At 70.1% G+C, this 13,529-nt stretch carries 11 protein-coding genes and 1 pseudogene; 3 read left to right on the forward strand and 9 right to left on the reverse strand.

The genetic code is table 11. The features are described from left to right. Positions 1 to 23 precede the first annotated feature (23 nt). Both HB662_RS06940 and HB662_RS06945 read left to right on the forward strand, forming a co-directional pair. Positions 24 to 887, forward strand: a complete 864-nt coding sequence (locus HB662_RS06940; RefSeq protein ID WP_168048562.1) for an AraC family transcriptional regulator — start codon at positions 24 to 26, stop codon at positions 885 to 887. Next, positions 884 to 1,978: a serine hydrolase domain-containing protein gene (locus HB662_RS06945; RefSeq protein ID WP_245185481.1), complete on the forward strand. Its 1,095-nt coding sequence runs from the start codon at positions 884 to 886 to the stop codon at positions 1,976 to 1,978. The genes HB662_RS06940 and HB662_RS06945 overlap by 4 nt, the downstream gene beginning before the upstream one ends. Before the next feature lie 8 nt (positions 1,979 to 1,986). On the opposite strand, the gene HB662_RS06950 is transcribed toward HB662_RS06945, so the two are convergent. Continuing rightward, entirely contained in the window at positions 1,987 to 2,448 is a 462-nt protein-coding gene (locus tag HB662_RS06950; protein ID WP_168048564.1) for a DUF3237 domain-containing protein, read from the reverse strand. 59 nt (positions 2,449 to 2,507) lie between these two features. Here HB662_RS06950 and HB662_RS06955 point away from each other — a divergent pair, with 59 nt between their 5' ends. Then, positions 2,508 to 3,479 (forward strand): Bug family tripartite tricarboxylate transporter substrate binding protein, encoded by a 972-nt coding sequence (locus HB662_RS06955; protein ID WP_168048566.1) that lies wholly within the window; start codon positions 2,508 to 2,510, stop codon positions 3,477 to 3,479. A gap of 2 nt (positions 3,480 to 3,481) precedes the next feature. Here the strand turns inward: HB662_RS06955 and HB662_RS06960 are convergent, their stop codons facing one another. The 8 genes and pseudogenes from HB662_RS06960 to zapE all read right to left on the reverse strand — a co-directional run bounded on the left by HB662_RS06960 (position 3,482) and on the right by zapE (position 13,432). Continuing rightward, positions 3,482 to 3,799, reverse strand: a complete 318-nt coding sequence (locus tag HB662_RS06960; protein WP_168048568.1) for a hypothetical protein — start codon at positions 3,797 to 3,799, stop codon at positions 3,482 to 3,484. A gap of 127 nt (positions 3,800 to 3,926) precedes the next feature. Beyond that, positions 3,927 to 5,165 carry a 2-oxoglutarate dehydrogenase complex dihydrolipoyllysine-residue succinyltransferase gene (gene odhB, locus HB662_RS06965; protein WP_168048570.1) on the reverse strand — a complete coding sequence of 413 codons (1,239 nt, stop codon included), beginning with the start codon at positions 5,163 to 5,165 and terminating at the stop codon, positions 3,927 to 3,929. A gap of 28 nt (positions 5,166 to 5,193) precedes the next feature. Next, positions 5,194 to 8,091, reverse strand: coding sequence for a 2-oxoglutarate dehydrogenase E1 component (locus tag HB662_RS06970; RefSeq protein WP_168049388.1), 2,898 nt, complete (start codon positions 8,089 to 8,091; stop codon positions 5,194 to 5,196). A 120-nt stretch (positions 8,092 to 8,211) separates the two neighbouring features. Continuing rightward, on the reverse strand, positions 8,212 to 9,108 hold the full coding sequence (gene sucD, locus HB662_RS06975) for a succinate--CoA ligase subunit alpha (RefSeq protein ID WP_168048572.1): 897 nt from the start codon (positions 9,106 to 9,108) through the stop codon (positions 8,212 to 8,214). 4 nt (positions 9,109 to 9,112) lie between these two features. Then, positions 9,113 to 10,309: pseudogene (gene sucC, locus HB662_RS06980) on the reverse strand (ADP-forming succinate--CoA ligase subunit beta); the annotation flags it as partial. Positions 10,310 to 10,386: 77 nt separating this feature from the next. Continuing rightward, a complete protein-coding gene (gene mdh, locus HB662_RS06985) occupies positions 10,387 to 11,340 on the reverse strand; it encodes a malate dehydrogenase (RefSeq protein WP_168048577.1) in 954 nt (317 codons plus the stop codon). 202 nt (positions 11,341 to 11,542) lie between these two features. Then, on the reverse strand, positions 11,543 to 12,127 hold the full coding sequence (locus tag HB662_RS06990) for a hypothetical protein (protein ID WP_168048579.1): 585 nt from the start codon (positions 12,125 to 12,127) through the stop codon (positions 11,543 to 11,545). A gap of 129 nt (positions 12,128 to 12,256) precedes the next feature. Continuing rightward, positions 12,257 to 13,432, reverse strand: coding sequence for a cell division protein ZapE (zapE, locus tag HB662_RS06995; RefSeq protein ID WP_168048582.1), 1,176 nt, complete (start codon positions 13,430 to 13,432; stop codon positions 12,257 to 12,259). Positions 13,433 to 13,529: the final 97 nt, after the last annotated feature.

Below are 13,529 nucleotides of genomic sequence, written 5' to 3' on the forward strand. Positions count from 1 at the left end.
ATGGCGACGCGCAGGGGACCCGCATGGCCGCAAAGCTTCTCACCCGGCAGGATTACGGACGGCGGATTGCCCGCGCCATCGCGCTGATCGCGGCCGACCCGGCCCGCGCGCCGGGGCTGGATGAACTGGCCGCCGCCGCCGCCTTCAGCCCCTTCCATTTCCACCGCATCTACCGCGAGATCACCGGAGAGACCCCGGCCGAGACGGTGGCGCGGGAACGCCTGTCCCGCGCCGCGGCGCTGCTGGCGCGGGAGAGCCTGCCGATCGCCACCGTGGCGCGCCGCTGCGGCTATGGCTCGGCGGCCGCCTTCACCCGCGCCTTCCGCGCCGCCTATGGCGTGCCGCCGGCGGCCTATCGCGATTCCGGCGGCATCGGCCAGCGCCTTGCCCTGCCCCGGCCGGAGGAGACCGAGATGTTCGACATCACCATCCGCACCGAGCCGCCGCTGCGCCTGGCCAGCGTCGCGCATCGCGGCGCCTATACCGGCATCGGCACCGCCTTCGACCGGCTGAAGGCCTGGGCCCGGGCGCGCGGGCTGGAAGGGCCGGAGACCCGCTGGATTGCCCTCTATCACGACGACCCCAGCAGCGTGGCGGAGCGTGACCTGCGCGCCGAGGCCGGCATCACGGTGCCGGAGGGGGTGGAGGCCTCGGAGGGCGTCACCCTGCAGATGCTGCCGGCGACGCGGCTGGCCGTGCTGACCTTTCGCGGCCCCTATGCGGAGCTGGAGCGCGCCTATCGCTGGCTGTACCGGGACTGGCTGCCATCGAGCGGCGAGGAGCCGGCGGACCAGCCGGCGCGGGAGGAATACCTGAACGACTGCCGCGGCCTGCCGCCGTCGGACTGGCTGACCGCGGTGATGCTGCCGCTGCGGCCGGCGCCATGATGCGCCGCGGCCTGCTCACCGCCGCGCTGGCGACACCGGCCGTGGCCGCGCAGCCCTGGCCGCGCGTGGCGCCCGACCAGGCCGGCTTCGCGCCGGACCTGGCGGAGCGGCTGGACCATGGCATCCGCTCCGGCCTGCTGCGCGGGCTGCATGGCGTGCTGCTGGCACGCGAGGGCCGCATCCTGCTGGAGCGCTACGATGACGGGCCGGACGAGGAATGGGGCCGGCCGCTGGGCCAGGTGGCGATGGGGCCGGAGACGCTGCACGACCTGCGATCCGTGACGAAAAGCGTGGTCGGCCTGCTCTATGGCATCGCGCTGGCCCGCGGCCAGGTGCCGCCGCCGGAGGCGCCGCTTTACGCCCAGTTCCCCGAATATCCCGACCTGGCCGCCGATCCGGCGCGGGCCGGGATGCGCGTGGAACATGCGCTGTCCATGACGATGGGGCTGCGCTGGGATGAGAGCGTGCCCTACCTCGATGCCCGCAACAGCGAGATCGCCATGGAGCAGGCGCCGGACCGCCGGCGCTACGTGCTGGAACAGCCGATGGTGACGCCGCCCGGGGCGCGCTGGACCTATAGCGGCGGCGCCACGGCGCTGCTCGGCAGGCTGATCACCCGTGGCAGTGGCCAGACCCTGCCGGATTATGCGCGGGAGGTGCTGTTCGGCCCGCTCGGCATCACCCGCTTCGCATGGCAGGGCCGGGACCCGGGCGAGGAATCCGCCGCCTCCGGCCTGCGGCTGACCCTGCGGGACCTGGCTCGGATCGGGGAGCTGGTGCGCCAGGGCGGCGTGGCGGAGGGCCGGCAACTCGTGCCGGCCGAGTGGATCGCGGCCTCCACCCGGCCGGTCATTGCCACCGGCGACGGGTTGCAGTATGGCCGGCACTGGTTCCTCGGCCGCGACGCCCCGGGCGCAGGCCCGCCGCAGCCCTGGATCGGCGGCTTCGGCAATGGCGGGCAGCGGCTCTGGGTGATGCCGGCCGCCGGGCTGACGCTGGCGATCTTCGCCGGCCGCTATAATGCGCCGGATGGCTGGATCAGCCCGACGCGGGTGTGGCGGGAGATCGTGCTGCCCAACCTGCGGCCATAGGCGCGGCCTCAGACGGCGTAGATGCGTATCAACACCGCCTCCGGCCGCCTTTCGCCCAGGCCGAGGAAAAGGCTGCGGGTCAGCCAGGCATGCGCCGGGGCGGGCGTCTCGAAGGCCGGGGCGGTGCGGAAATAGACGCGGTCGGGCGGCACCGCCTCCCCGCGCAGCAGGCGGGCCATATCCTCCGGCGCCGCGTGGCGCAGGCCGCGATTGGTGACCTGCACCAGCGCGCCATCGGCCAGGCGGAGCGTGTAGCGCGCCTCGATCTCCGCCACGCCGTCCGGGCGGATCAGCTGGAAATCCGCGCCGCCGGGCAGCACCTCCCCCATCAGGCGCGGGCCCGCGATGCGGCCGCCGAGGATCGGCACGATGCGGCGTTCGCCGAGCGGCCCCGGGCCGAGCGAAACCGGCGGGCCGACCGCCACCTCCACCAGCGCCACGAATTCCGAAGCCAGCGCTGCGCTTTCCATTACCGGTCCGACCCTGCCCCTGGTTATTATGCAGCATAACAATCAAGGGGGTTCCGTCCATGCGCCATTCGATCCTGCCGCGCCGCGCCCTGCTGGCCGGCGCAACCCTGCTGCCCTTCGCCGCGCGTGCCGCCCTGCCCGACCGGCCGGTGCGCCTGGTGCTCGGCTTCCCGCCCGGCAGCGGCCCGGATGTGGTCGGCCGCCTGCTGGCGGAAGCGCTGCGGGAGGCCTGGCCGGCCGGCGTGGTGGTGGACAACAAGCCCGGTGCCGCCGGCGCCATCGCAGCGCAGGAGGTGGCGCGCGCGGCACCGGATGGCACCACGCTGCTGTTCGGCGAAGTGGGCCAGCTTGCCATGGCGCCCAGCACCTATGCCCGCCTGCCCTACGACCCGGCCCGGGACTTTGCCGCCGTGGCGGAGGTGGCGGCGATCGACTTCGCCTTCGTCGTGCCGGCCAGCCTGCCGGTGACGGACCTCGACAGCTACGTCACCTGGGGGAAGGCGCGGCCGCAGGTCTTCATGGGCACCTTCGGCGCCGGCACGCCCGGCCATTTCGGCGCCGCCATGCTGGCCGCGGAGGCCGGGCTGCGGGCGGAGGCGGTGCATTTCCGCGCCACCGGCGAGGCGATGACGGCGATCCTGGGCGGCGACGTGCAGGGCATGTTCGGCACCATCGCGCTGGTTGCGCCGCATGTGCAGGCGGGCCGGCTGAAGGCGCTGGCGGTCACCGGCCCGGCCCGCGCGCCGCTGCTGCCGCAGGTGCCGACCATGGCGGAGCTCGGCCGACCGAGCCTCGGCTTCCACGCCTGGTTCGGCCTGGTGGCCCCGGCGGCGACGCCGGCGCCGGTGCTGGCGGCGCTGGAGGAGGGCGTGCTGCGGGTGCTGTCCGCGCCGCCGCTGCGCGCCCGCCTGGCGGAGACCGGCTTCCGGCCCGCCGGCAATGGCCGGGTGGATTTCGCGCGGATGATGCAGGCGGAAACGCAGCGCTGGGCGGAGGTGGTGCGCGCCACCGGCTTCCGCGCCATCGAATAGCGCTACCGCAGCAGGGCGCCGCCCAGCAGCCCGAGGCCGAAGACGCCGGCCGCCATGGAGGTCATGCCCCACCAGCGTTCGGGCGTGAAGCCGCCGGCGAAGGCGAAGGCGGCGCCGAGCAGATAGGCGCCCGCCCCCTGCGCCACATCGACGCGGGCCATCACCACCAGCGGCCCGATGGTGGCGAGCAGCCCGGACAGGGTGCCGAGGCCGCGCCAGATGCGGTCCGTCCGCCGGTCCGGCCGCAGCAGCGGCTCACCGCGGGCGCGGTATTCGAGGGCGGCGCAGAGGGCGAGGAAGCCGAAGGCGAGGATCAGCATGGGGGAGCCCTCGGCGGGTGGGGCAGGTTGCTGCCCCCACCCAACCCTCCCCCGCAAGATCGGGGGAGGACTGACTTCTCCCTCCCCTGCGGAGCGGGGGAGGGTCGGGGTGGGGGTTACGCGACCCTTACAGGTCCAGCATCAGCCGGCGCGGATCCTCGATGCTTTCCTTCACGCGCACCAGGAAGCTTACCGCTTCCTTGCCGTCCACAATGCGGTGGTCGTAGCTCAATGCGGTGTACATCATCGGCCGGATCTCGACCTTCCCGCCCACCGCCATCGGACGGTCCTGGATCTTGTGCATGCCCAGGATGCCGGACTGCGGCGGGTTCAGGATCGGCGTCGACATCAGCGACCCGTAGATGCCGCCATTGGTGATGGTGAAGCTGCCGCCGGTGAGGTCTTCCAGCTTCAGCGCACCGTCCCGCGCCTTGCGGCCGAGGCCGCCGATGGCCTTCTCGATCTCGGCGAAGGACATCGCATCGGCATTGCGGACCACGGGCACCACCAGGCCGGAGGGACCGCCGACGGCGATGCCCATGTGGACGGCGTGCTTGTAGACGATCTCGTCGCCGTCGATCTCGGCATTCACCGCCGGGAATTCCTTCAGCGCCGCGACGCAGGCCTTCACGAAGAAGGACATGAAGCCGAGCTTCACGCCGTGCTTCTTCTCGAAGGCGTCCTTGTATTCGGACCGCAGCGCCATCGCCGCGCCCATGTCCACCTCGTTGAAGGTGGTCAGCATGGCGGCGGTGTTCTGGGCTTCCTTCAGACGGCGCGCGATGGTCAGGCGCAGCCGGGTCATCTTCACCCGTTCCTCACCCGATTCCAGGGCGCGCGGCGCCTTGGCGGCGGGCGCCGCGGCCGGGGCGGCAGCGGGCTTGGCGAGGAATGCGAGCACATCGCCCTTGGTGACGCGGCCATCCTTGCCGGAGCCGGCGCCGACCTGGTCCGCCGTCACGCCCGCATCGGCCATCGCCTTGTTCGCGGCCGGGCCGTGCGAGGCGCCTTCAGCCGGACGCGACACCGGGCCGGGGGCCGGAGCCGGCGCCTCGACCTTCGGCTGCGCCGGGGCGGCGGGGGCGGGCTTCGGCGCGGAGGGGGTGCCGGAGGCGGATGGCTTGGCCGCCGCGCCTTCCGCGATTACGCCGAGCACGGCGCCGGGGCCGACCTCGGCGCCTTCCTCGGCGACAACACTCTCGAGCACGCCGGCGACCGCGGCATTGACCTCGACCGTGACCTTGTCGGTCTCCAGTTCCACCAGCGGCTCATCAAGCGCCACGGCCTCGCCTGGCTTCTTCAGCCACCGCGCAATGGTGGCGGAGGAGACGCTTTCCCCGAGCGGGGGCACCACGATATCGGTCATCTGTCCTGCCTTCTGCCTGGGGGGACGCTCACGAAAGGCCGAGCGCCTCGCGCACCAGGGTTTCCTGCTGCTGCTGGTGAACCTTGGCGAGGCCCGTCGCAGGGCTCGCCGCCTCGGCGCGGCCCACATAGGTCGGGCGCTTCGCCTTGATCTCGATGTCGCGCAGCACGCCCTCGATCTTGCGGTCGATGTAGGTCCAGGCGCCCATGTTCTCGGGCTCCTCCTGGCACCACACCACATCCGCATTGCGGTAGGGCGCGAGCACCTTGGCCAGCGTCGTCTTGGCGAAGGGATAGAGCTGCTCGACGCGGATGATCGCCACGTCCTTCACGCCCTTCTCCCGCCGCTCCGCCAGCAGGTCGTAATAGACCTTGCCGGTGCAGAGCACGACGCGCTTCACCTGTTCCTCCGCCACCAGGGCGTCGGTTTCCGGGATGATGTACTGGAAGGCGCTGCCCGGGCCGAAATCGGCCAGGGCCGAGACCGCCATCTTGTGGCGCAGCAACGACTTCGGCGTCATCAGCACCAGCGGCTTGCGGTAGTTCGCCTTCAGCTGGCGGCGCAGCGCATGGTAGTAATTGGCGGGCGTGGTCAGGTTGCCCACCCGCATGTTGCGCTCGGCGCACAATTGCAGGTAGCGCTCCAGCCGGGCGGAGGAATGCTCCGGCCCCTGGCCCTCGTAGCCGTGCGGCAGCAGCATCACCAGGCCGGACATGCGCAGCCACTTGGTCTCGGCGCTGGCGATGAACTGGTCGATGATGACCTGCGCACCATTGGCGAAGTCACCGAACTGCGCTTCCCACAGCACCAGCGTGCGCGGGTCCGCCAGGGTGTAGCCGTATTCGAAGCCGAGCACGCCCATCTCGGAGAGCAGGCTGTTGAAGGCCTCGAATTTCGGCTGGCCGCCGCGGATGTTGTTCAGCGGGACGTATTCAGCCTGGGTCTTCTGGTCCACCAGATGCGCATGGCGCTGGCTGAAGGTGCCGCGCTGCACGTCCTCGCCGGACAGGCGAACCCGGTGGCCTTCCAGCAGCAGGGTGCCGAAGGCCAGCGCCTCGCCGGTCGACCAGTCGATGCCTTCGCCGGTCTCGATGGCGTTCTTCTTCGCCTCGAGCTGACGCAGGATCTTCGGGTTCGCGCCGAAATCGGAGGGCACGCGGGCAAGAGCCGCGCCCACTTCGCGCAGCGTGTCGAGGCCGACCGCCGTCTCGTGCAGCTTCTCGACTTCCTCGCCCACCGTCACGGCCTTGAGGCCGGACCAATGGCCTTCCAGCCAATCCGCCTTGTTCGGCTTGAAGGAGGAGGCGGCCTGGAAGGCTTCCTCGAGCTGCGCGTTGAAGGCGTCCAGCACCGCCTTGGATTCCTCGGCCGGCACGCTGCCCTCCTTCGCCAGCTTCTCGGCGTAGAGGGTGCGCGTGGTCTTCATCTCGCGGATGCGGCCATACATGATCGGCTGCGTGAAGGCCGGCTCGTCCGTCTCATTATGGCCGTGGCGGCGGTAGCAGACGATGTCGAGCACGAAGTCGGCGCCGAACTGCATGCGGAACTCGGCCGCCATGCGGGCGCAGAACACCACGGCCTCCGCATCGTCGCCGTTCACATGCAGGATCGGCACCTGGATGCTCTTCGCCACGTCCGTGCAGTACAGGCCCGAATAGGCATGCGCCGGGACGGTGGTGAAGCCGATCTGGTTGTTGGTGACGATGTGGATGGTGCCGCCGGTGCGGTAGCCAATCAGCTGGCTCATCGCCAACGTCTCATAGACCAGGCCCTGGCCGGCGAAGGCCGCGTCGCCATGCAGCAGGATGCCCATGACCGACTTCCGGCCCTTGGTGTCGCCGGCCATGTCCTGGCGGGCGCGCACCTTGCCGACCACGACGGGGTCGACGGCTTCCAGATGGCTCGGGTTCGGCTGCAGGGAAAGGTGCACCATGCGCCCGGCCACCTCGATGTCGGTCGAGGTGCCGAGGTGGTACTTCACGTCGCCGGAGCCCTGCACATCCTCGGGCGTCGCGGCATTGCCCTTGAACTCGCTGAACACGGCGGAGAAGGGCTTCTTCACCACATTCACCAGCACGTTCAGCCGGCCGCGATGGGCCATGCCGATCGAGATCTCGTTGACGCCCTGGCTGGCGCCGACTTCGATGACGGACTGGATCGCCGGGATGGTGGATTCACCGCCCTCCAGGCCGAAGCGCTTGGTGGTGGCGTATTTCTTGGCGCAGAACGCCTCGAAGCCCTCGGCCTCGGTCAGCTGCTGCAGGATCTGGCGCTTGGCCTGGCCGTCGAAGGCCTTGACCCAGGGCGCACCCTCGATCCGGCGCTGGATCCAGGACTTCTGGTCCGGGTCCTGGATGTGCATGAACTCGGTGGCGATGGAGCCGCAATAGCTCGCACGGCAGATCTGCAGGATTTCGCGGAGCGTCGCGTTTTCCTTGCCCAGCACGAAATCCAGGAAGATCGGCCGGTCCATGTCGGCGTCGGTGAAGCCGTAGGTCTTCGGGTCCAGCTCCGGATGCGGCTTCATCACCTGCAGGCCGAGCGGGTCCAGCTGCGCCTCCAGGTGGCCACGCACGCGGTAGCTGCGGATCAGCATCAGGGCGCGGATGGAATCCAGCACCGCCCGCTGCGCCGCGGCCTTGTCCACCGTATTGCCCGGCGCGGTACCGGCAGGCGCACCCTTGCCCTTCGGCCCCAGGGCCGGCGGCTCCGGGTCCGGGCCGAAGGCGCCGCGGAGGCGGGGCGCCCAGCTTGCGCCGACCGCATCGGTCAGGACCGCGCGCGCCTCGTCGTTCAGCGCCCCGAACAGCTCGGCGAAGGAGGGATCGACGCTGTCCGGCTTCTCCGCCCATCGGGCATAGAGGTCGGCGAGGTAGGCGGCATTCGCGCCCGACATCGCACTCGCGAGGACATCCACTCCGGCCATTTCCGTCTCCGTTGCGCCCGCCTCGGTTCCGGCGGCGCGCCGCAGCCATAGATAGGACACCGGGCTTGCCAGCGTCAGGCCCCGAGCCAGGAGCCTGACGCGACCCAGGTGACCGTTACGTTACTTCTTGAGCGCCTTCACCATGGTCGACCCCAGGGCGGAGGGGCTGTCGGCCACATGGATACCGGCCTTCGCCATGGCTTCCATCTTCGCCGCCGCCGTGTCGTTGCCGCCCGAGATCACCGCGCCGGCATGGCCCATGCGGCGGCCCGGAGGGGCCGTGGCGCCGGCGATGAAGCCGACCACCGGCTTGTTCGGCTTGCCCGGTCCGAAATTATGCTCGGCCAGGTATTCGGCACCGATCACCTCGGACTGGCCGCCGATCTCGCCGATCATGATGATCGACTGGGTCTCGTCATCGGCCAGGAACAGCTTCAGGACATCGATGAAGTCCATGCCCTTCACCGGGTCACCGCCGATGCCGACGCAGGTGGACTGGCCGAGGCCGGCCGCCGTGGTCTGCGCCACCGCCTCATAGGTCAGGGTGCCGGACCGGCTGACGATGCCGACCGAGCCGCGACGGTGGATATGCCCCGGCATGATGCCGATCTTGCAGGCATCCGGCGTGATGACGCCCGGGCAGTTCGGCCCGACCAGGCGGGACTTCGAACCATCCAGCGCCCGCTTCACCTTCACCATGTCGAGCACCGGAATGCCCTCCGTGATGCAGATCACCAGCGGGATCTCGGCGTCGATCGCCTCCAGGATGGCGTCCGCGGCGAAGGGGGCGGGCACATAGATGACGGTGGCATTCGCCCCGGTCGCGTCCCGGCATTCCACCACGGTGTTGAACACCGGCAGGTTCAGCTCCGGATGCATCGTGCCGCCCTTGCCCGGCGTGGTGCCGCCGACATAGGTCGACCCATAGGCAATGCCCTGGCTCGCATGGAAAGTGCCCTGGGCACCCGTAAAACCCTGGGTCATGACGCGGGTGTTGGCGTCGATCAGAACGGCCATGAGATCAGGCTCCCTTAACCGCGGCCACGACCTTCTGGGCCGCATCCGCCAGGTTGTCGGCCGCGATGATCGCCAGCCCGGACTCCGCGAGGATCTTCTTGCCGAGGTCCACATTCGTGCCCTCGAGCCGCACCACCAGCGGCACCGACAGCTTCAGGTTCTTCGACGCCTCGACGATGCCGTTGGCGATCATGTCGCACTTGGCGATGCCGCCGAAGATATTGACCAGGATCGCCTTGACGTTGACGTCGGAGGTGATGATCCGGAAGGCCTCGGTCACGCGGGCCGCATTGGCGGTGCCGCCGACGTCGAGGAAGTTGGCCGGGGAGGAGCCGTACAGCTTGATGATGTCCATGGTGGCCATCGCCAGGCCGGCGCCGTTCACCATGCAGCCGATCTCGCCGTCGAGCGCGACGTAGTTCAGGTCGTTGTTGACCGCGTCGAGTTCCTTCGGGTCCATCTCGCTGTCATCGCGCAGGGCCTCGAGGTCCTTGTGGCGGAACAGCGCGCTTTCGTCGAAGGACACCTTGGCGTCCAGCGCCACGATGTCGCCCTTGCCGGTGACGACCAGCGGGTTGATCTCGACGATCGCGCAGTCGAGCTCCAGGAAGGCGCCGTACAGCGCCAGCACGAACTTCTGGAACGCCGCGACCTGCTTGCCTTCCAGGCCGAGGCCGAAGGCCAGCTTGCGGGCGTGATAGGGGAAGATGCCGGAAGCCGGGTCGATGGCGACCTTGAGGATCTTCTCGGGGTGGTTATGCGCCACCTCCTCGATCTCCATGCCGCCCTCGGTGGAGGCCATCACCGTCACGCGGCTGGTCTCGCGGTCGATCAGCAGGCCGAGATACAGCTCCCGCTTGATATCGCAGCCATCTTCCACGAAGACGCGGGACACCAGCTTGCCCTGCTCGCCGGTCTGCTTGGTGACCAGCACCTTGCCGATCATCGCCTCGGCCGCTTCCTTCACGGCCTCGATCGACTTGACGACGCGGACGCCGCCCTTGCCGTCCGGGTCATTGGTGAAGCGGCCGGCGCCGCGGCCACCGGCATGGATCTGGGACTTCACGACATAGACCGGGCCGGGCAGCTTCTTCGCAGCTTCCACGGCCTCATCCGCCGTCCAGGCCACATGGCCCTCGAGCACCGCCACGCCGTAGCGGCGCAGCAATTCCTTGGCCTGGTATTCGTGGATGTTCATCCGATGTCTCCGGCAAGCAGGGCGCCAAAAAAGCCGGCGGCCTCACGCCCTGAAGGCATGGGGGCCGCCGGCGGGCCGTATCAGACGCCGAGCGCCTTGAAATCCGCGATCAGCTTCTTCACCGCGTCGCAGGACTTGTCGAAGGCGGCCTTTTCCTCCGCCGTGAACTCGACCTCCATGATCTTCTCGACGCCACCGGCGCCGATCACCACGGGCACGCCGACGTAGAACTGATCCTGGCCGTATTCGCCGTTCAGCATCACGGCGCAGGGCAGCACGCGCTTCTTGTCCAGCAGGTAGCTCTCGGCCATGGCGATGGCGGAAGCGGCCGGGGCGTAGAAGGCGGAGCCGCGCTCCAGCAGCTTCACGATCTCGCCGCCGCCATTCGCCGTGCGGGCGACGATGGCGTCGATCTTCTCCTGCGTGGTCCAGCCCATCTTGATCAGGTCGGGGACCGGGACGCCGGCGACGGTGGAGTAGCGGGTCAGCGGCACCATGGTGTCGCCGTGACCGCCCAGCACGAAGGCCGTCACATCCTCGACGGACACGCCGAATTCCTGCGCCAGGAACAGGCGGAAGCGGCTGGAATCCAGCACGCCGGCCATGCCGACCACCTTCTCCGCCGGCAGGCCGGAGCGCTGCTGCAGCACCCACACCATGACGTCGAGCGGGTTGGTGATGCAGATCACGAAGGCGTTCGGGGCATACTGCTTGATGCCCTCGGCCACCTGGCCGATCACGCCCGCATTCTTGGTCAGCAGGTCGTCGCGGCTCATGCCCGGCATGCGCGGGAAGCCGGCGGTGACGATGACGACGTCCGCGCCCTCGATGGCGGAATAGTCGCCGGTGCCGACCATGTGGCTGTCGAAGCCATCGACCGGGCCGGACTGCATGATATCCAGCGCCTTGCCGGCGGCGACGCCCGGGAAGACGTCGAACATGACGACGTCACCGAGCTCCTTCAGGCCGATCAGGTGGGCGAGCGTGCCGCCGATGTTGCCGGCGCCAATGAGCGCGATCTTCTTGCGGGCCATGCAGCGGTCCTTGCCTTGTGGTGCTTCGCAGGGATTTCAAGGCAGCGCCCACTGAAAGCTCGGGGGCGCGCCCTGCGGGGCTTCCTACTCCCGCCCTGCAAGGCGGGCAAGGCGGCGCTGCATGTCATGCGTGCGGACCGGGCCTGTTCCGGCCTGCCTTTCGCGGGGGTCCGGCGCCCCGCGCTTCCCTCAGCCGATCAAATCAGAGCGGCATGCAGCGGACGATGTCGTCATGCCCGCGCGCGAGGGTGGCGAAGGTGCCCACCGGGCAATCCCGCTGCGCCATGGTGACCGCCGGCAGCCCGGCCTGCCAGCCGGCGATGCCGCTGCGGCGGGAGATGGTGGCAGCGGCCGCGCCGCGCACCACGACACCGCCACGCTGCGTCCGCACATCGCCCCGGCGCACCGTTGCCTGGCGGGCATTGGCCTGGCTGCGGGCGGCACGGCTGGTCGGCCGGGCGGCGCTGCGGCTGCCGCGGGCTGCCGCGCGGGTGGTGGTGCGTGCGGCGGCGCGGGTGGTGGTGCGCGCGGCGGCGCGGGTGGTGGTGGTGCGCGCGGCCGCGCGGGTGGTGGCGCGGGGCGTGCTGCGTGCCGCGGCCGGGCTGCGGGTTGCGGCGGCGCGGCTGGTGCTGCGCGGCGTGGCGCGGGTGGAGGCACGGCTGGCGGGGCTGGCGGCGGCGTTGGTTCTGCTCGCCGTCGTTCCGCCCCGTTCGTCCCGCCTGGCGGCATCAGCCGCCTGCGGAGCCAAGACAAGCACAGTCAGCAGGGCGAGCAGGATCGTCCGCATGCGAGAATAGTCCCCCAATTAACAGCACCCCGGCGTAACGACCGGTGGCACCCCCCCGAACCAAGAAATGGCCCAATAGGCGTTACTAGACTGAGGCGCCCGTAGCCTGTCAACGCGCATTTCAGGATGTTACGTGAGGTGCGCGAGCCCAAGCCAATCCTGGCTTTGCATCTCATTCAGCCGGCTCGCGGTCCTGGCGAACATGGCAGCATTATGGCCTTCTTCATGCAGCCGGTCCGGCACCGCCTGCGCACTGGCCAGCAGCTTCACGCGGTGCTCGTACAGCGCATCGACCAGCGTGATGAAGCGCCGGGCGCGGTCGAAATTCTCGGGGTTGAGGCGCGGCACCCCATCCAGCACCAGCGTGTGGAAATGGGTGGCGATCGCCAGGTAGTCGGCCGGGCCCAGCGGCTGGCCGCACAGCGACTCGAAGTCGAAGCGCGCCACGCCGCGCGCCGCCTGCGGCACCGCAAGGCTGCGCCCGAGCAGGGTCAGCCGGGTCGGCTTGCCGTGCTTCTCCCCGGTCAGTTCCTCGAAGGCGGCATCCAGCGCCCGCGTCGCCCGCTCATCCGCCGGCACATGCCAGGTGGGCAGCGCGCGGATCCGGTCGCGGCGGTAGTCCCGCGCCGCCTCCAGCGTCAGCACCTCCAGCCGGCGGGAGATCAGGCCGATGAAGGGCAGGAAGGCATCGCGGCCGGGGCGGCCCTTGAACAGGTCGGCCGGCGCGGTGTTGGAGGTGGCGACCACCACCGTGCCGCGGGCGAACAGCGCCTGGAACAACCGGCCGAGGATCATCGCATCGGCGATGTCATGCACCTGGAACTCGTCGAAGCACAGCAGCGCGGCCTCGGCCGTGATGGCATCCGCCAGCGGCGGAATCGGGTCCGCCGTGTCGCCATGCTGCTTCTTCCAGGCATGGATGCGCCGGTGCACGTCCTGCATGAACTGGTGGAAGTGGATGCGCCGCTTGCGCGTCACCTCCGCTGTCTCGAAGAACAGGTCCATCAGCATGGATTTGCCGCGGCCTACCTCCCCAACCAGGTACAGGCCCATCGGCGTGCCGGCGGGCGCTTCCTCGGCGGCCACCGCCTTGCGGCGGGTGAAGCGGGCGAAGAAGCCGCCCTTCTCCGGCTCCTCGGGATGCGGGTCGTAGCCCCGGGTGCGGCGCCAGAGGTCCTGCAGCACCTCCACCGCCCGGGCCTGGGCGGGGTCGGCGGTGAGCGCCCCTTCGGCAAGGCGGGCGCGGTAGGTCGGCAGCGGACCGCCACCCGAACCTCCGCTGGCGAGATGCGGCCGATCGTTCATCGCCGCGCGATACCGCGATACACCCCGATCGGCAACTTGCCGCGCCCGGCGACATGGCATGGCGCCGCCCGGGGGTGCCCGGGGGGTGATTGACGTC

This window comes from Falsiroseomonas frigidaquae, assembly GCF_012163145.1.
In the GTDB taxonomy this organism is placed as follows: Bacteria; Pseudomonadota; Alphaproteobacteria; order Acetobacterales; family Acetobacteraceae; genus Falsiroseomonas; species Falsiroseomonas frigidaquae.